Origin of the sequence: Hyphobacterium sp., assembly GCF_965229905.1 — a bacterium.
Classification (GTDB): domain Bacteria; phylum Pseudomonadota; class Alphaproteobacteria; order Caulobacterales; family Maricaulaceae; genus Hyphobacterium.
This window is the reverse complement of the sequence record NZ_OZ245930.1, coordinates 1,202,273-1,219,412: the sequence shown is the minus strand read 5'-3', so window position 1 is coordinate 1,219,412 and position 17,140 is coordinate 1,202,273. Positions and strand designations below refer to the sequence as shown.

20 protein-coding genes and 1 tRNA gene are annotated in these 17,140 nt (G+C 61.8%); 10 read left to right on the top strand and 11 right to left on the bottom strand.

Annotation, left to right across the window (positions count from 1 at the left end):
- Positions 1 to 44: 44 nt before the first annotated feature.
- The 3 genes from egtD to obgE are packed head-to-tail and all read right to left on the bottom strand — an operon-like array spanning position 45 to position 2,747.
- Positions 45 to 1,025, bottom strand: coding sequence for an L-histidine N(alpha)-methyltransferase (gene egtD / locus ACO08C_RS06120; protein ID WP_421788399.1), 981 nt, complete (start codon positions 1,023 to 1,025; stop codon positions 45 to 47).
- Between the two features lie 25 nt (positions 1,026 to 1,050).
- On the bottom strand, positions 1,051 to 1,707 hold the full coding sequence (locus tag ACO08C_RS06115) for a nicotinate-nucleotide adenylyltransferase (protein ID WP_421788398.1): 657 nt from the start codon (positions 1,705 to 1,707) through the stop codon (positions 1,051 to 1,053).
- Positions 1,704 to 2,747, bottom strand: a complete 1,044-nt coding sequence (gene obgE, locus ACO08C_RS06110; protein ID WP_421788397.1) for a GTPase ObgE — start codon at positions 2,745 to 2,747, stop codon at positions 1,704 to 1,706. Before obgE ends, ACO08C_RS06115 begins: the two co-directional genes overlap by 4 nt.
- 196 nt (positions 2,748 to 2,943) lie before the next feature.
- On the opposite strand from obgE, the gene ACO08C_RS06105 reads away from it, so the two are divergent.
- Together ACO08C_RS06105 and ACO08C_RS06100 are read left to right on the top strand one after the other, a co-directional pair.
- Positions 2,944 to 3,861, top strand: a complete 918-nt coding sequence (locus ACO08C_RS06105; protein ID WP_421788395.1) for a hypothetical protein — start codon at positions 2,944 to 2,946, stop codon at positions 3,859 to 3,861.
- 136 nt (positions 3,862 to 3,997) lie between these two features.
- On the top strand, positions 3,998 to 4,672 hold the full coding sequence (locus ACO08C_RS06100) for a hypothetical protein (RefSeq protein WP_421788393.1): 675 nt from the start codon (positions 3,998 to 4,000) through the stop codon (positions 4,670 to 4,672).
- Here the strand turns inward: ACO08C_RS06100 and ACO08C_RS06095 are convergent.
- The 4 genes from ACO08C_RS06095 to ACO08C_RS06080 form a co-directional block, all read right to left on the bottom strand.
- A complete protein-coding gene (locus ACO08C_RS06095; RefSeq protein ID WP_421788391.1) occupies positions 4,669 to 5,199 on the bottom strand; it encodes a GNAT family N-acetyltransferase in 531 nt (176 codons plus the stop codon). The two genes, ACO08C_RS06100 and ACO08C_RS06095, sit on opposite strands and share 4 nt — an antisense overlap.
- A gap of 115 nt (positions 5,200 to 5,314) precedes the next feature.
- Positions 5,315 to 5,581: a 50S ribosomal protein L27 gene (gene rpmA, locus ACO08C_RS06090; protein WP_421788389.1), complete on the bottom strand. Its 267-nt coding sequence runs from the start codon at positions 5,579 to 5,581 to the stop codon at positions 5,315 to 5,317.
- Positions 5,582 to 5,584: 3 nt separating this feature from the next.
- Positions 5,585 to 6,157 carry a 50S ribosomal protein L21 gene (gene rplU / locus ACO08C_RS06085; protein ID WP_421788387.1) on the bottom strand — a complete coding sequence of 191 codons (573 nt, stop codon included), beginning with the start codon at positions 6,155 to 6,157 and terminating at the stop codon, positions 5,585 to 5,587.
- A gap of 178 nt (positions 6,158 to 6,335) precedes the next feature.
- Positions 6,336 to 6,641: a hypothetical protein gene (locus ACO08C_RS06080; protein WP_421788385.1), complete on the bottom strand. Its 306-nt coding sequence runs from the start codon at positions 6,639 to 6,641 to the stop codon at positions 6,336 to 6,338.
- A gap of 301 nt (positions 6,642 to 6,942) precedes the next feature.
- Here ACO08C_RS06080 and ACO08C_RS06075 point away from each other — a divergent pair.
- The 6 genes from ACO08C_RS06075 (at position 6,943) to ACO08C_RS06050 (ending at position 11,311) form a co-directional block, all read left to right on the top strand.
- Positions 6,943 to 7,032: transfer RNA gene (locus ACO08C_RS06075), tRNA-Ser, on the top strand.
- 235 nt (positions 7,033 to 7,267) lie between these two features.
- Positions 7,268 to 8,200, top strand: coding sequence for a class I SAM-dependent methyltransferase (locus ACO08C_RS06070; RefSeq protein ID WP_421788384.1), 933 nt, complete (start codon positions 7,268 to 7,270; stop codon positions 8,198 to 8,200).
- Between the two features lie 205 nt (positions 8,201 to 8,405).
- Complete coding sequence (locus ACO08C_RS06065) at positions 8,406 to 9,152, top strand: Crp/Fnr family transcriptional regulator (protein WP_421788382.1); 747 nt, start codon at positions 8,406 to 8,408, stop codon at positions 9,150 to 9,152.
- Between the two features lie 133 nt (positions 9,153 to 9,285).
- Positions 9,286 to 9,678 carry a hypothetical protein gene (locus tag ACO08C_RS06060; RefSeq protein WP_421788381.1) on the top strand — a complete coding sequence of 131 codons (393 nt, stop codon included), beginning with the start codon at positions 9,286 to 9,288 and terminating at the stop codon, positions 9,676 to 9,678.
- Between the two features lie 3 nt (positions 9,679 to 9,681).
- Positions 9,682 to 9,849, top strand: a complete 168-nt coding sequence (locus tag ACO08C_RS06055; protein ID WP_421788379.1) for a hypothetical protein — start codon at positions 9,682 to 9,684, stop codon at positions 9,847 to 9,849.
- A 202-nt stretch (positions 9,850 to 10,051) separates the two neighbouring features.
- On the top strand, positions 10,052 to 11,311 hold the full coding sequence (locus tag ACO08C_RS06050; RefSeq protein WP_421788377.1) for a hypothetical protein: 1,260 nt from the start codon (positions 10,052 to 10,054) through the stop codon (positions 11,309 to 11,311).
- A 7-nt stretch (positions 11,312 to 11,318) separates the two neighbouring features.
- Here the strand turns inward: ACO08C_RS06050 and ACO08C_RS06045 are convergent, their stop codons facing one another.
- Positions 11,319 to 11,999, bottom strand: a complete 681-nt coding sequence (locus ACO08C_RS06045) for a type 1 glutamine amidotransferase domain-containing protein (RefSeq protein ID WP_421788375.1) — start codon at positions 11,997 to 11,999, stop codon at positions 11,319 to 11,321.
- A 146-nt stretch (positions 12,000 to 12,145) separates the two neighbouring features.
- Between ACO08C_RS06045 and ACO08C_RS06040 the strand changes: the two genes are divergently transcribed.
- Positions 12,146 to 13,228: a DUF2855 family protein gene (locus ACO08C_RS06040; RefSeq protein WP_421788373.1), complete on the top strand. Its 1,083-nt coding sequence runs from the start codon at positions 12,146 to 12,148 to the stop codon at positions 13,226 to 13,228.
- A 66-nt stretch (positions 13,229 to 13,294) separates the two neighbouring features.
- Here the strand turns inward: ACO08C_RS06040 and ACO08C_RS06035 are convergent, their stop codons facing one another.
- The 3 genes from ACO08C_RS06035 to ACO08C_RS06025 form a co-directional block, all read right to left on the bottom strand.
- Positions 13,295 to 13,810 (bottom strand): curlin-associated protein, encoded by a 516-nt coding sequence (locus ACO08C_RS06035; protein ID WP_421788371.1) that lies wholly within the window; start codon positions 13,808 to 13,810, stop codon positions 13,295 to 13,297.
- 181 nt (positions 13,811 to 13,991) lie between these two features.
- Positions 13,992 to 14,477 carry a hypothetical protein gene (locus ACO08C_RS06030; RefSeq protein WP_421788369.1) on the bottom strand — a complete coding sequence of 162 codons (486 nt, stop codon included), beginning with the start codon at positions 14,475 to 14,477 and terminating at the stop codon, positions 13,992 to 13,994.
- Between the two features lie 90 nt (positions 14,478 to 14,567).
- A complete protein-coding gene (locus ACO08C_RS06025) occupies positions 14,568 to 15,488 on the bottom strand; it encodes an alpha/beta hydrolase (RefSeq protein WP_421788368.1) in 921 nt (306 codons plus the stop codon).
- 112 nt (positions 15,489 to 15,600) lie between these two features.
- On the opposite strand from ACO08C_RS06025, the gene ACO08C_RS06020 reads away from it, so the two are divergent.
- Positions 15,601 to 17,118: a leucyl aminopeptidase gene (locus tag ACO08C_RS06020; RefSeq protein ID WP_421788366.1), complete on the top strand. Its 1,518-nt coding sequence runs from the start codon at positions 15,601 to 15,603 to the stop codon at positions 17,116 to 17,118.
- Positions 17,119 to 17,140 lie beyond the last annotated feature (22 nt).

Here is a 17,140-nt window from a genome sequence, read left to right as displayed (position 1 = left end):
CGGTCTGCTCCTTTGCGCGATTCAACCAAAGCCTAACACAGGCTTCAGGCGCGTTCGAGCCAGTAGAGTGTGAAATACCCGCGATCGTCGCTCCAGTGTGTCTTGACGGACAGATCAGCCGACGCAGCGAGCGCGGTGAAGCGGTCGATCGTAAATTTGTGCGAGTTCTCGGTGTGGATGGTCTCGCCTTTCTTCATCGCGAAGGTCTGCCCGGAGACGGTGAATTGCATGTCGCGGTTCGCGACAAGGTGCATTTCAACACGCGACAATTCGGCATTCCAGACAGCGCGGTGCGAAAACGCGCCGGTGTCGATATCGCCGTTCAGTTCGCGGTTGATGCGCGTCAGCAGGTTGAGATTAAAGGCTGCCGTCACGCCCTGCTGGTCGTCATAGGCGTTCTCCAGCACCTCGGCCGACTTCACCCGGTCGGCGCCGATCAGAATCGCATCGCCCGGGCGTAGCCAATCGCGTAACCGGCACAATAGCGAGCGCGCGCCGTCCGGCTCGAAATTGCCGATGGTCGATCCGGGAAAAAACACCAGCCGGCGCCCGTCCGGAATCGGGAACTCGCCCAGCGGGACCGCTTGCGTGAAATCGGCGCAGATCGCCCCGACGGTCAGTCCCGGATAGCGGGCCGCGAGATCCTCGCAGGCGCTGATCAGATGGTCTTTGGATATGTCCAGCCCGACATAGGCCGCCGGCGCGTCGAGCGCGTTGAGCAGCCGATCAATTTTAACGCTGGAGCCCGACCCCGGTTCGATCACCACCGTGTCTTTTCCAGCCCTTGCTGCGATATCGTCGGCAATGCCGTCCAGAATGCCGAGTTCGGTCCGGGTGACATAGTAATCGTCCGTGCCGGTGATGTCGTCGAACAGCGCCGAGCCCTTTGCGTCGTAGAAATGCTTCGGCGGAATGCTCTTTTGGCGCTTCGCCAGCCCCGTGAGCACGTCGTCCAGGAAGCGCGATTTCGGCGGATGCAAGTCCTCGAAGAAAGCCAAGGCGCCGGCATTCTGTGACGGGGTCATGATGTGAGAGCTCGGCAATAGCGGATCAGGAGGGCTTGTCGCCACGCAGATGCGACGAGGCTTCGCTATGTAGGGGTTCTGTCAGATACGTCCACCCTGGTGACGCGGATTTCGCAAGGTGATGGGCGCGGGTCTCGTGGCGCCGGGCAGCGGCCAGTTCGCGGGCCATCGGCGACAGCCGCGCGCGGACCGGATCTTGCGGGCGGGCGATGACGGCGATCGGCACCGTCGCGGCAATTTCCCGCCAGCGATGCCATTTGTGAAACTCGCCGAGATTGTCAGCGCCCATGATCCACACGAAACGGACCCGCGGATGACGGGCGCGCAGAACGGAGATGAGATCGGCGGTCGTGCGGATGCCGGTACGGTTCTCGATATCGCTCACCACCATGCGCGGTGCATGGGCCGCCTCCTGGACGCCGATCAGGCGCCGCAGGAACTCGCCGGCGCGACGATCCTTCAACGGATTCTGCGGCGACACGATCCACCAGACACGGTCTAGCTGGAGTTTCTTCAACGCCGTTTCGGCGACATGCACGTGACCGCGATGCACCGGGTCGAAACTACCGCCAAACAGGCCCACAGTCATTCCGGGTGCCAGCGTCTCGCCTTTCAGTGGCGGCGCCCGCCGACCGCGCGCGATCGCGCCGGCAAACCGGACCGGAGCCGACCGTCGGGTCACGGCGTCCAGCTTTCCTCTGGTTCGGCCGTCTCTTCCAGCTCGTCCTGACGCGCCGCCTTGATCTGTTCCCAGACCGCGAACAGCGCCTCGCGCACATTGGCCTGGCTGGCCCCGGAAAGAGCCAGCACGTCCTTGCCGCTGGCCTCCTTCAGCACCGCGATCTTGTCCGGCAGCTCGTCTTCGGAAATCGCATCGATCTTGTTGAGTGCGACGATTTCCGGCTTTTCGGCCAGTCCGGCGCCATAGGCTTCCAGTTCGCCCCGCACCGTCCGGTAGGCGCCGGCGACATCCTCTTGTGTGCCATCGACGAGATGCAGAAGCGTCGCGCAACGCTCGATATGACCCAGGAAGCGGTCACCGATACCGGCGCCTTCATGCGCGCCCTCGATCAGCCCTGGAATGTCAGCGATCACGAAGCGCGCATCGGCGGCAAGATCGACGACGCCCAGATGCGGGTGCAGCGTGGTGAACGGATAGGCCGCGATCTTTGGATGAGCACGACTCACGGCCGAAAGGAAAGTCGACTTGCCGGCATTGGGCAGGCCGACGAGACCGGCATCGGCAATCAGCTTCAGCCGCAACCAGATCCACCGTTCCACACCCGGTTCGCCCTTCTGGGCATGACGCGGCGCCTGGTTGGTCGATGACTTGAAAAAGGCATTGCCCTTGCCGCCGCGTCCGCCCTCCATCAGCAGCACGCGCTGACCGGGCTCGGTCAGGTCCAGCAGAACGGTTTCCCGATCCTCGTCCAGGATCTGTGTGCCCACCGGCAGTTTCAGAACCACGTCCTTGCCTGCCGCGCCGGTCCGGTTCGATCCCGCCCCGCTATCGCCTTTGGCGGCCTTGAAGTGCTGCTGGTAGCGATAGTCGATCAGCGTGTTGAGTCCCTCGACGGTCTCGGCCCAGACATCGCCGCCCTTGCCGCCATCGCCGCCGTCCGGCCCGCCAAACTCGACATATTTCTCGCGCCGGAATCCAACCGCGCCATTCCCGCCATCGCCGGAACGGATGAAAATTTTGGCCTGGTCAAGAAACTTCATGATCGGTCTTTTCCGTTGTTGCCGCCTCTATACGCGCTTGCACGCGATAACACACCAGCCGCACTGAAAATCACTGCCCGGACACGATTTTCCTTGCGGACAAAACGTCCGGGCCAAGAATCAGTTCTGTCGCGGCAACAATTCGCTGGATACGGGCCGCGGCGCATCGTTCTCCTGGTGCTGGATGAGGACAGGCATGGCGAAGAAGCCGCGTTCGAAGAAGAGCGAAGCACTCGAAATCCGCGTTTCCCATGAGGAAAAGCAAGCCTTCATGAGCGCGGTCTCACAGCGCGGCACCACCGCCAGTCACGTCATCCGCGAGGCCATGGACCTGTTCGTCCGGGATGGCCGCATCAGAAGGAGAAACGTGATGATCAGTGGAAGCCTTGTAGCGGTCGCATTGGCGGCGGGGTTTGTTGCAATAACCGACGACGCCGAGTCAGAGACCTGGGCGGGCGTAGCCGAGTTCAATGAGATCGATTCCGATCGTGACCGGCACGTCACGCTGGACGAGTTTCGCGCCTATCGCGGGACCGCGTACGAGAGTCTAAGCGGCGCTAAAGGTGCCGGTGCTTTTGGCGCAGCGCTCGGAGCCCTCGTGGCCAGGTACGGAGATCGCGCGCCATCTCGATTTGGCCCAACGGCTCACGAGACGCCTGAACAGATATCGCCGGAGTGTTGGTCCGCGCTCGAAGACAGCTGGAGCCGCGCCACGTCCAATGAGTTTTCCAATCTCGACGCAAATGAGGACGAGCTGATCTCGTTTCAGGAATTCAGTGACCGGCAGACCGCACAGCTGCGCGGTTTGTTCCGCTATATGGACGCGGACGGAAATGGCAGCCTGGGTTTCGATGAGTTGAATCCCGTTGGGCCAGACAGTCGCGAAGCTGCCGCCGAAAACGACTATGGCGCGAATACGCGTCAGGAAGCCCGGCAACTACCAGCACATGTCGCGATCTGTTTCGGGCCATCGTCCGAAGTCGAACAGGAGCCTCTGTCTCCCGAAGATGGCCGTCGGGCTGCAGCCGCCCTTATGACAAGCTGGGATTTCGATCAGAGTGGCGAGGTAAGCTGGGCCGAATACCGCGACTGGTCGAATTCAATCCGCGAATAAACCCGCTCTCATCCGTGTACCGACACGAAACCGCTTGCGGAAAAACCGTGCGTACCAAAAAGTCGGAGCGTCACGACGCGATTTGTCTGGATCGTCGGCGTGACGCGCTGTCTCCTGATGAGCGGATAACGCAAAAATGGCCCGAAACCGCCGGTACAAGAAGACCGAAACCATGGATATCCGCGTCTCTCATGAAGAGAAGCGGGACTTCATGAAGGCGGTCGCCGCGCGCGGTCAATCGGCCAGCGAAGTTATCCGAGAAGCGATGGCGCGTTTCGCAGGCACGCCAGCAAACTGGAGACAGAGAATGCGAAACAGAATGATGGCTGGAGGGCTGGTTTTCGCAATTGCCCTAGTGTCAATTGGTGGATGGGAACTGGCAAACAGGACAGGTTTCGGCGCCGCCTACGCGAATGGTATTCCATCCAATGTGCAGATTAGAATACAGGCGAAAGAGGGCGATGCGCGCCAGACCTTTCGTACAATAACGCGCGTCGTTGTTGCCCCCGGGGAGACCGGCTCGCTGACATTCGAGAACGTTTCGCCCGCCATCATCGAGGCTCTTTTGCCAGAGGCTGAGCTAGGCAGTGGGATCCTGACTGCCGACTTCGTGATCGCCGAACCCGTTGTAGACGATTTGATCCGTTATGCCGTGAGTTTCACCGTGACAGACCCCACCGGGATCGTTCACGCCACACCAGTCAATCCGGTCGTCGTCACACGATTTGATTCTCCGGCGTCTGTTGAATCACGTTTCGGCACACAAGCCGAAATCATGATAACACTGACGCCGCTGACGCTCGACGACTAACCCTCCAGCGCCATGTCCAAACTGGTCACATACGTCATCCGGCCCATGCAGAAGAGCGGGGTCTCACCGCCGGTATAGGCAAAGCCCAGCCTCTCCAGAACCCGGCCGGACAAGGGGTTGTCGGCGAAATGGCCCGCGGTGATGCGCGGCGGTGCTAGCGTTTCGCGGACATCCCGGCACAACGCGCCGACCGCTTCCGTCGCATAGCCCCGCCGCCGCGAGTCCGCTCCGATCCAATAGCCGATTTCCCAGTCCGCGCTGTCGGGCTGGCGCTTGAAAACGCCGCACGTGCCGACAAGCCGGTCCAATCCACGATCGGCGATGGCATAGATATGGCCCGCGCGCTTGCCGCGCGCGGCACGGCAGACCAGGACGAACATTTCCGCGTCATAAAGGCCATAACGCATTGGAATGCGCGCCGTATTGCGTGCGATCTCACCGTCCTGGCAGTGACGGTGGATATCGATGGCATCGCGTGGCTCCAAGGGCCGCAACAGCAGCCTGTCGGTCTCGATCCTGTCCCTCATGGATCTGGCTCCGAAGGGGAATGAAAAAAGGGGAGGCGGAACCGCCTCCCCTTGATCCTAGTCCAGCTACCGGTTCCGCCCTTTGCGAGAGGCGGTCCGGGTCTGTCCGTCCGCCCTATTTGGCCGCCTCGGCCGCGACGACCGAACAGAACATCTTGCCGCCGGATTTCTTGGCGAACGCCACACGGCCTTCGGTCAGCGCAAACAGGGTGTGATCCTTGCCCATGCCGACATTGTCGCCCGGATAGAATTTGGTGCCGCGCTGGCGCACGAGAATGTTGCCCGGAACCACTTCCTGGCCACCGAACTTCTTGACGCCCAGGCGCCGGCCTTCTGAGTCGCGCCCGTTACGGGATGAACCGCCTGCTTTTTTATGAGCCATGGATTAGTCCTCCGACTTCTTCGCAGCCGGCTTCTTGGCTGCCGTCTTCTTCGGGGCTGCCTTCTTGGCAGCCGGCTTCTTGGCGGTCGACTTGGCCGTGCTCGCCGTTGTCTTGGCAGCGGCCTTCTTGGGCGCAGCCTTGGTTGCAGCGGTTTTCGAAGCAGCAGCCTTTTTCGGCGCGGCTTTCTTTGCAGCCGGCTTGGCGTCCGCGTCGTCAGCCGTCTTGGCCGGAGCCGCTTTCTTCGCCGCAGCCTTCTTGGCACCCGGCTCCAGGATCTCGGAGATCCGCAGCTTGGAGAACCATTGGCGATGGCCGGCTTTGCGGCGATAATTCTGCCGGCGGCGCTTCTTGAAGACGATGATCTTCTTGTCACGCGCGCTTTCGACGAGCTCGGCGACGACCGATGCCCCTTCAACGCGCGGCGAGCCGACCGTGACGCCCTTGTCGCCGCCCAGCATCAGCACGTCCTCGATGACGATATTGTCACCGGCCTTGCCTTCGAGCTTTTCGACGGAGATCTCGTCGCCCGGTGCGACGGTGTACTGCTTGCCGCCAGTCTGGATGACTGCGAACATGGTGTTATCCTTTCTGCAGCAGGACTTTACGCCTGCTCTTTTTCTTCCCCACCTGTCCCGGCGGGCGTTGTGGAACGGCCAAAGGCCGAATTGAGCGCGCGACATACCCTCAACCAGCCCGCAGAGTCAACGTCTAAAGACGTTGCTATCAATTCCGGCAACTAAGGCGGCAATCCCATCAGAAGGGGGACGGCAATCGCTCGCTAACATTGCTATCGTCGAGGCGATTGCGCTCTTCGCGAATTTGGTCCCATTCCGCTTCCGTAAAGCAGATGCGTTGACCGATGCGGCTGCCGACCACGGGCTCGGTCCGGCAAACGACTTCTTCGCCATCTTCATTGATCAGCCGGGTTTCGCGGACCGCAGCCTGGCCTTGCAGGCCGGGCGGCAGGGTCGGACCCGCCAGCGGCGAGTTCGGATTATCATAAGTGGAACAGCCCACAAGGCTGAGCATGCTGGCGCCCAGCAACATTACGCGTATCATGAATGCCCCCGATTAACGGTCCAGATAACAAGGCGCGGACGCTATCAGACGGCATAAAGCGTTCAATTGGCCGAACCATAACTTTTTTGTAATGAGCGCAAGGTCACCGGCGCGAAATCGATTCTTCGAAATGTTGGGCAGAGCTCCGCCATGGCTACAGTGTTCTGGTGATTCTGCCCGAACCCTCGGGCCCAAGCCTGTCCCCCGCGGAGAGGTGCCGGAGTGGTCGCCCCGCGCTGGCCTAGGCCAGCGCGTTACTCTTGATTTTGTTCGACCACTCGTATTTAACGCGGGTCCCCGCGGAGAGGTGCCGGAGTGGTCGAACGGGGCGGTCTCGAAAACCGTTGAGCGCGCAAGCGTTCCGAGGGTTCGAATCCCTCTCTCTCCGCCACTTGGCCGCGCATGCGGACGATCTCTAACACATTTGATGCGCCCGCATCTCGTCCGGCCGAGGCCGAGCGCGCGCCGCTCGCCGATCGGCGCTTGATACATGGCGAATGCAGGGCCTAAAATCACGTCACAAGAAGAGGTAGGTCGCCAACGCGATCACGCCGGACTCCGCGCAATCTGTCCTGGCGAGGGACGGATCGGATACCTGTGACGACGACACGCTCTGGGAGGGCTTCATGAAAGCAATCGGTTATGTCAGCGCATTGGCGCTGGTTCTGGCGGCATGTTCCAACGGCGAAGAGGCCAACTCGTCTTCGCCGGACGAAACCGGCGGCGTGAACGACGCGGCAGCTGATACGGCGGAAACCTCGGGCGCAGACGGTGAGAATGCATCCGCCGATGAATCGGCGTCGATGGCGCTCGCCAATTCCATTGACCATGAACGCCGCGATGAGAATCGGGCCCGCGACGAATGGCGGCACCCGTCCGAGACATTGGCCTTCTTCGGCCTTGAGCCAGACATGACCATCGTCGAGATTCTGCCAGGAAACGGCGGCTGGTACACCCAGATTCTCACGCCGTATACCGCAGAGCAGGGCCGTCTGATCGGGGTGACCTATCCCGACAGTCTCTGGACGCAGATGTTCCCAAGTTGGAGCGAAGACAATTACGAACGCTTCGGCGCCGATATCACCCAGATGGGCCGGTATATGAGCGTCGAAGGCGTGGTCAGCACACAACCGATCGTCGGCTATACGATCGACAATATTCCCGATCTGGAAAATGGCGAGGCGGACGCGGTTCTGTTTTTCCGCGCTTTGCACCACCTGTTCCGTTTTGAAGAACCGATGATCGATACGGCGCTTGCCGAAGTGTTCGACATGCTCGCCCCCGGCGGCGTCGTTGGCGTGGTTCAGCACCGCGCGCCGGAAAGCGCGGACGACGCCTTTGCCAGTGGCGATAATGGCTATCTGAAACAGAGCGATGTGATTGCCGCCTTTGAACGGGCGGGCTTCGTTCTGGAAGCCAGCAGCGAGATCAACGCCAATCCGAACGACCCGGTTGACGGTTTTGTCTGGCGTTTGCCGCCGACGACGACGAACAATCCGGACACCCTGGCGATCGGCGAATCGGATCGCATGACCTTGCGTTTCCGCAAGCCCGAATAGGCCGGATCGAAAAGGTGGAACGGGCGGCATTTCCGTGCCGCCCGCTTGCCGCCGCCGCGGTAGGTTTGGATTTCTTTCCGGCCATCATGCGGGCGCGGAGGGCTGCGTTGAAGCAGAACACGCCTCGCCACTTTTTCTGGCATGGCGGCGAGCTTTCCTCTTAGAGTGGTCGACTGTCGTCCAGACTCGGGGATGAATCATCAATATGCAGGCCTTTCGACACCGTATAGGGCATTATGCAGACCTGCCGGACGCGGTCTGGCAGCGCCTGGAGGCCACGCCGCACCGGATTCGGGAATATCCCCGCTTGCATTCGCTTGTCCGCGAGGGGCAGCGACTGACCGACGTTCATATCCTTCAGCGCGGGATGGCGATCCGGAAGCGCATCGTCGAGGATGGCCGCCGGCAGATCGTGAACTTCGTGCTGCCTGGCGACGTCTTCGACCTCCAGGCCCTGATCGAGACGGAGGCAGATCACGGCGTCGAGGCCATCACACCCTGCGAAACGCGCCTCATCGACCGGCACGACTTCATGCAGGCAGCGGTGTCCCATGCCGATTTCATTTCGGCGCTCTGGTGGGCCGCAATTCAAGAGGAGGCGCTGCTGCGCGAGCATCTCGTTCTGCTCGGTCAGAGACGCGCGATAGAACGCGTCGCACATCTGCTGATCGAGTTGCGCCGGCGGTTGCTCCTGTCGGGCGAATGCCGGGATGACGACATCGTGTCGTTGCCCATCACGCGCAGCCAGATCGCCGACACCCTCGGCCTGTCCAGCGTCCACGTTTCGCGGACAATTTCCGAATTGAAGCGCATGAAGCTGGTACGGACGAACCGGGCCGTTGAAATCCTGGACCCTGAATGCCTCGCCGCAATCTCCGGATTCGACCAGGCGCATCTGCATCTCGGCGCCGAGCCCTTGCCGCAACAATGGCTGCTGCGGGTCGCCGAATAGCGCTGCAAATGGCAGACAGTTGATAACATAGGTTAGCGACCGCCGGCCCCTGGCGCCCTAATCCCGCTCCCCGTGATCACGGGAGGCGGAGATTCCTGGTCAGTTGGAGACATTCATTCCGAGGCTGCGGCGTATGGCGTGGATCCTCGTCGCGGACCTTGAAGCCGGCGATGCCGCTATCTTGAGTGTGCTGAGGGATTGGCCGTCGAAATTGATCCCGGCGCACAGCGAACCGGCCTCCATACAAGCCCTGCTCAAAGCCGTTATCCTCATTCTCGAGCAAGACGCGCGCTTCTTGAAAGTGTTCGCGACATTGCCCGGCCGCCGTGGCTTCCGGCCCTCGCTTTTGCCGGCCGTCTGGTCCTTGAAGTATGAGGAAAGGCTTGTCCTGTCCCTGATCTATGTTGAACAATTCTCAACGGAACAGGCGGCAGATATCGCCGGTATGCAGGCGGCAACTGTTGAAATCCATGCCGCGAACGCGCTCGCAAAACTGGAGCGTCTGCGACTGACTGAAAGGGATTAGCTGATGGGCGAAAAGGACGACCCGCAATTCAAGCCGCTCACCGACGCGCTGCAGAAAATGGCGGACGAAATCCTAGAGTCGCTGAACGACACCGTTCTTTCAAGCGGAGATGCAAAATCCGCTCCTGAGCAGGAATCTGCGGACGTCCATAAGAATTCCAGCGAGGACTAGCGCGTCCTTGGCGTAGCGGTCCGGCCGCCGATCCTGGTTTGAAAGGCATCTGCCGCCCGGGCGATCCGAGACGACGGGACTTCGGGCATGGCGTTCAGGAAAAATTATCGACGTGACGGCATGCTGCAACTTGTCCACGAAGTGCGATGGCATCTTCCACGGACCTCTCGTTTCGCTCGCGACCAAGCGGGGACCCGCAGTCATGATCGATTTTCCGCCGCATATCGCCGAACGGATGCGCCATGGCGACATTGAGATCTGCCAGATCCAGTTCATCAATATCGAGCTGGTGCGCCGGCAGTCCGGGGAGAGATGGGGGGCACTGAAGGCAAAGGTGTTCGATATCGGCGCCTTCTTCATCGAAAAGCGGTTACATAAGGACGATATCATTCTGCGCTGTAAGGACGGTTACATCGTCATTTTTGCAGACGCCCTGCCGCCGCCGCCCGCGCTTCGCGCCGAGGCCTTGTCGCTGGAAATGAATGAGTTCTTTGTCGGCGAAGAGGCGTTCCGGGCGCTGTCGATCAAATGTAACCACCTCAAGTTCCAGCCGGGCGAGCTGGCGGTGTTCCTGGCCGGTCAGAATGCGACCCTCAATGAATCCGCGCGCATGCCACGCGCCGCCTCTGATGACAGCGGCGAAACGGCGGCACCGCCGATTGAGCCCAAGAAACCGGACCTCGTTGAGAGCGATCCATTGTCCGACGCCGAAATCGTTTTCGAACCGGTCTGGGACCCAAGACTGGAAACCGCGACCACGAACATGGTGCTCGCGCGCGGCCCGCACCCGCAAACCGGCCACAAATTGCGCGGCCGGCAATTGTGCTTCGGCGACAACCGCCGGCGTCACAATGCGCGCTACGATTGTCTGGTACTGAACCGAACGATCGAGGAAATCCAGTCCATGCGCGAAGCCCGGCAACCGGCGGCCTTCAGCGTACCCATCCACATTCAAACGATCTGCCGGCGTGAATCTCGGATGGAATATTTCAACCTTATTCGCGCCCTGTCGGAGCCGCTAAGGCGATATCTCTTTTTCTATATCGACGGGATACTGGCCGGTACGCCGATCAGCCAGATCGAAGACGCGTTCAGATCGCTGCGTCCGTTCGGCGCGGGCGCGATGGCCATGCTGGAATTCGGACACACCGATCTGAGCCCGTTCAACAATGTCGAAATGCGGCTGGTGGGATGGCCTTGCCCGGCGCACGAGCCGGTGTCCGGTCTTTCGCCGGTCCAGATCAAGGACATCCGGCACTTCACCGGTATCGCCAAACAGAAGAAACGCCGGACATTCATGGCCCAGGTCTCAAGCCCCCGCGCCCTCGACCAGTGCGTGGAGGCCGGCATCGACTTCATCGCGGGCACAATTATTGGCGCTTCGCAGACCTATGCGTCTCCGCCCTATGCGCTGCGCCGCAGCGAGATGGCCAATGTGACCGACGACATTTTTGAGGTCTGACCGGTCGTCACTCCAGCGCGGCCAGGAGCAACTCCGCAACGCGATCGGATGACATCGGGTTCTGACCGGTTATCAGCCGCCCATCGGAAACGGCCTGCGGTGTGTAATCGGCTGCACCGTAAAACTCGGCGCCCAGCTCCCGGAGCCGGGATTCCAAGAGGAAGGGCACGACATCGGTCAGGCCCGTCGAATCTTCCTCGCTGTCGGTAAAAGCGGAGACTTTGCGGCCTTTCACCAGCGGTGCGCCATCGACCTCAACGCCGACAAAGGCGGCGGGTCCGTGACATACTGATGCCAGCACCTTGCCGTTCGACCACATGTCCGCGAGGAAATCGGCAACGGCGCGGCTATCGGCAAGGTCCCAGACCGCGCCGTGACCGCCCGGAATGAACACGGCATCGAAATCGTCAGGCGACTGGTCTTCCAGCCGGGCTGGCGATTGTAATTGCGCCAATGCAGCGCCGTCCGACCGGAAGCGCACAGCCGCTTCGGCAGCGTTTTCGCCTTCGGGCTCGGAGCCCGGGTCGATCGGAATCGGTTTCCCGTCAAGACTGGCGACCGTCACCGAGTGGCCCTTCCCCTTGAGCGCGTAGTAGGGGGCCGCCAATTCCTCCAGCCAGACGCCTGTTTTCTTGCCGGTGTCGCCCAGTGCGGAATGGGCGGTGGATAGAATAAGAACTTTGGCCATGTCGGGGATCCTCTTGTCTTTGCGATCTCGCCGGGCTCGCGTCCTTGTGTCGGAAGCAGCCCATGCAACGGTAACGGGTGGACGTCGAGCCGGTTCCCCCGTCAATGTATCGCCGCAACGGAACACCGCGGCCATTGGGAGGCGACATGCAGAACTGGGCAATGGAAATCGACCGGCAGGACATCACCAAGGCACAACTTGTCACGCCGCAGCGCAAAGACCTGAGAAAAAGCGAAGTGCGGCTGGTGATCGATCGATTTGCGCTAACCGCCAATAATATCACCTATGCTGCCTTCGGCGATGCTATGCGGTATTGGGAGTTCTTTCCTGCTGGTGATTCAGGTCGCGGACGGCTGCCGGTCTGGGGGTTTGCGGACATTGCCGAAAGCCGTCATCCGGACCTGCCTGTCGGCGACCGCATCTATGGGTATTTCCCGGCGGCCAGCGAGCTGATCGTTCAGCCGGTCAAAGTATCGGCATCGGGCTTCATTGACGCCGCGGCGCACCGTGCGGAATTGCCTGCCCCGTACAATCGCTATGTCCGCTGCGCCGGGGATGCCGGCTATGGCAAAGACCGCGAGGCCGAGCAGATGGTGTTGCAGCCGCTCTTCCTGACCGGATGGCTGCTGGCCCGCTATCTCAACGCCGAGAAGGGTTTCGGCGCCCGCCTCGTCTTTCTGACCAGCGCCTCGAGCAAGACCGCCATCGGCCTGGCGCGGAGCCTGAGCGCGGACAATCCGCACGCTGTCCGGATCATCGGCCTGACCTCGCCCGGTTCACGCGAATTCGTTTCCGGTCTCGGTTGCTATGATGATGTCGTGACCTATCCGGAGATTGCCGATCTGCCGACCGGAGACGCCTCAGCCATTGTCGACTTTGCCGGCGATGCCGACATCAATCGCGCGCTGCATGAGCGCTTGGCCGACGATCTGACTGCGAATATCCGGGTCGGCGGGGCGCACTGGGAGCAGAGTGCACCGGCAAGCGATCTGCCCGGACCGCGGCCGCATTTCTTCTTTGCCCCGGATCATGTCCAGCAAGCCATCGCGGAGCTGGGACCGGAGGGATTCCAGTCCGCCTATGGCGCGGCTTGGCAGGATTTCGCGGCGTCCGCCCGGGACTGGCTGGCATTCCGCGAATTCGAGGGCGCACAGGCCTGTCTCGATATCTACCGGCGGTTGATTGCCGGGGACGCGATTGCCCGCGACGGCTTGACCATACGGGTTTGAGCCTCGCCCGAACGCAAACGCGCGGCCCCTCGGGCCGCGCGTCCGGTTCAACTGGCGTGGTTAGGCTTAGTGATCGCCCTGGATGACCAGGGTGACATTGCCATTGCCACGCTGACGCAGATATCCGCTATTGCCATTGCCGACCTGGATGACGGCACCGGCATTGTTCGAACCGGCCTGGTCCGTCACCGCGGAATTGTTCGAGCCCATCTGGTAAATGCCTGACAGGTTGTTGCGGCCCGTCTGAACAGCCGTGGCGCCATTATTGTAGCCCTGCTGGCCGATGACTGCATCATTCCGGCGTCCGTACTGATCGACATAAGCGTCATTGTAGGAGCCTTGCTGGGCGACGGTTGTGCCATTGCGCGCACCATCCTGCATGATGAGGATGTGCTGGCGATAGCCGTCCTGGCGCAGCGAGGCGCTGTTGCGGTAGCCATACTGCCGGCCGGCGACTTCGTTCTGAACACCGTACTGGTTCACGCGAACTTCGTTGCGGCGGGATTGCGCCTCGGCCGCTCCGGCCAGGCCGACGATGGAAGCAGCTGCAAGGGCACCGGCGATAAACGTACGTACTTTCATTTGGGTCTCTCCTGGTTTCTCCGGCCGGGCGTATCCCGCCGGCCTGATCATTCCTCTAGCGCGTCCCGCGTGAGGCGATGCTGACACCCGCGTTCACGATGAATTCAGCAATATGAACCGCCTGGAATACGAAAACGCCCGGCCGTGGCCGGGCGCTTCAAGATATTGGTTTTGATAGCGATTACCGGCCGAACCGGTTGCCGCCGAAGGCCAGATTGGTGAACTGGTCATAGCAGACCTGCCGGCCATTGCGGTCATAGACTCGCAGGATCGCCGCAACGCTTGCATCGACGCCATAACGGCCGTCGACGACGCCGAATTGTGCGGGGCGGACGCCGCGCGGGCCTTCCGGGCCGGCAGCCGGCGGACCATCATACAGGGTCGAGAGATAGGCGCGGCTAAGTACGGTGCGGCCGTTACCGCGGGCATTGACCGGACCGGACTGCGACAGATCGATCGATCCACCCGGAATGATCTGAGCGGCAATCAGCTCGTAGGACGCCGCGGACGAACCGCTTGCGGTGGCCACGATCGACCCGCTGCCATCGCGGGTATTGTGTACTTCGATATCGCAGCTGACGCGATTATACGCGGCCTGCGCCGTACCGGCGGTCAGCGCGGACGCCGCGAGCGCGGCGGCGAGTGCGGCAGTTTTGAAACGGGCCATGGGATGTCCTTTCAGGCAGGCGTTCAACACTGACCTGCAACCTGCCTGAACGGAATTGAGCGATGCGTGAGCGGCGCGTTCAGCTTCTGTTTAACTGCCGAACCGGGCATCCAGCCAGGCCCGCGCCCGCTTGTTGGCCATCCGGCCCTCCGGCAAGAGCGGCTGGAACATCGGGAAATCGTGCCACATTCCTTCCCAGACCTCGCATGTCACATCGACACCGGCCTTGGACATGCGCGCTTTCAGCCGCATCGAATCATCGAGCAGGACCTCGTCCGACCCGACCTGGATCAGAGTCGGCGGAAACCCGATGAAGTCGGCGAACAAGGGCGAGATTTCCGGTTCGGTGAGGTTCGCGCCCGGCGCATACAATTCTGCGCCGAGCGGCAACCAGTCGCCTTTCAGCATCGGATCGCCATCATTCTTGGTCCGGGCACTGTCTCCGGACACGGTCAGGTCGCACCAGGGCGAATAAAGGATCAGCGCGTCGGGTAGTGCCGCGCCTTGCGTTTTCAAACGTGCGGTCAGGGCCAGCGCCAGGCCGGCCCCTGCGGAATCCCCGGCCAGCACCAACGGACCCTCCAGCCCGTCACGCAGCGCGCGATAGGCGGCGTCGCAATCATCCAGCCCGGCCGGGAAAGGATGTTCTGGCGCGAGCCGGTAGTCGATGGCCCGCGTTTTCAGGTTCAGCCGCGCCGCCAATCGCGAAATGAACGGGCTATGCCCGTGTGCCGAGCCGCGGCTGTAGCCGCCGCCATGGATAAACAGCATCTGTCCCGGCCGTGGATTTTTGGGTCCGAATACCAGCGTGTTGAGACCCGCCAGCTCGACATCGGCGCGCACGACCGATCGGTCAGGCGGTATGCGGTCGCCGGCTGCGTGCAGCAGCTTCCGGCCGACTTCCATGTCGATATCCGGACTCAGCGCCTGCCCCGCCTTGCGCGCCAAATTGCGGGCCAGCCGGTTACGCAGCCGCAGACCAAAACGCGGTGGAATTGTGATGACGGTCATCTGACAGCATCCCCTTTTCGCGCCGAGGATGCCGTATCTGTCCAAAATGTCACTTGTCCGCGTGCGTTTGCTTTTTATCTCAGGAACCGAACAACGTCCTGGGGAGGAATCCATGATCGCTCGGCTCCTGACAGCCGTCATGACGGCACTGTTTGTCGTCGCCGCAACTCACGCTGCCGAAATCGCATTCGACGAACCCGGCCTGCCCGAAAGCGGCATTCTGGTTATTCCGGTCGGAAGTGACCTAACCTTGCCAGAGACCGGTCTGGCGGAAGGCGACGCGGCCTATATCGCCCGCGCCCTTGAAGCGGCCGGCTTCAGCGGCGAGGCCGGCGCGACCACCACATTGTACGCTATCGGCAATTTCGAACGCGTTATGCTCGTCGGTACTGATGATCTCGACCGCGCCGGCGCAGAGACGCTGGGCGGCCATCTGATCAATCTGTCGCGGGATGAAGAAGAGGCGGTGCATCTCGTCTGGCCGGACACGCTGACGGCCGACCATGCGCTCAGCACGGCGCTGGGTGCGGGCCTCGGCGGATACCGCTTTGACCGCTATCTCTCGGATGCCTCCGATTATGAACCGGAACTGCGCGTTCATCTCTCCGATCCGGATGGCGTGGAAGCGGCGTTCAACGCCAATCAGGCCGCCATCATCGAAGCCACGGCCTTCGCCCGCGACATGATCAATGCGCCTGGCAACGAGGTCTATCCCGAAGTCTTTGTCGAGCGCACCCGCGCCGCCTTCGATGGCGAGCGCAATGTCAACATTCGCGTCCTCGACGTGGCCGCCATGCAGGCGCTCGGCATGGGCGCCATTCTGGGCGTTGGACAAGGGTCCTCGCGGCCGCCGCGCTTGCTGATCGTCGAATACACCGGCGGCGACAGCGGCGACGCGCCGCTCGCCTTTGTCGGCAAGGGCGTGACCTTCGATACCGGCGGCATTTCCATCAAGGATAATTCCGGCATGTGGCGGATGAAGTACGATCTCGCCGGCGCGTCGGCCTCCGTGGCGGCCGTTTTGGCGCTGGCGCGCCGTGACGCGGCCGTGAACGCCATCGCCGTTGCACCGCTCGTCGAAAACATGCCCTCCGGCACTGCGCAGCGTCCCGGCGATGTCGTCACGACGATGTCCGGCCAGACCATCGAGATCTTTTCGACCGACGCCGAGGGACGCCTGATCCTGTCCGATGCCGTCCGCTATGCTCAGGATGAATATAATCCCTCGTTGATGATCGATATCGCCACGCTGACCGGCTCGGTCCGGGTCGCGCTCGGCCGCGAATATGCGGGCCTGTTCTCGCGGCATGACGAGGTCGCGCAGCGCTTGCTCGATGCCGGAGAAGAAACCGGTGAGATCCTTTGGCGGCTGCCGCTGGATCCGTCCTATGCCGACGATATCGCCTCGCCGATCGCCGATATCCGCAATACCGGCGGCGACGGCGCCGGGGCCGGGATCGGCGCCCAGGTCATCGCCACCTTTGTCGACGAGGATAGGCCGTGGGCCCATATCGACATGGCCGGCGTCGGCTGGGCGTTTTCTTCCACGCCGACCACGCCCGAGGGCGGTGTCGGCTGGGGCGTCCGCCTGTTTGACGCTATTGCGCGCCAGGAAGAGGCCCGCGACTAGTATTGGCGGCCAAAACTCCCTA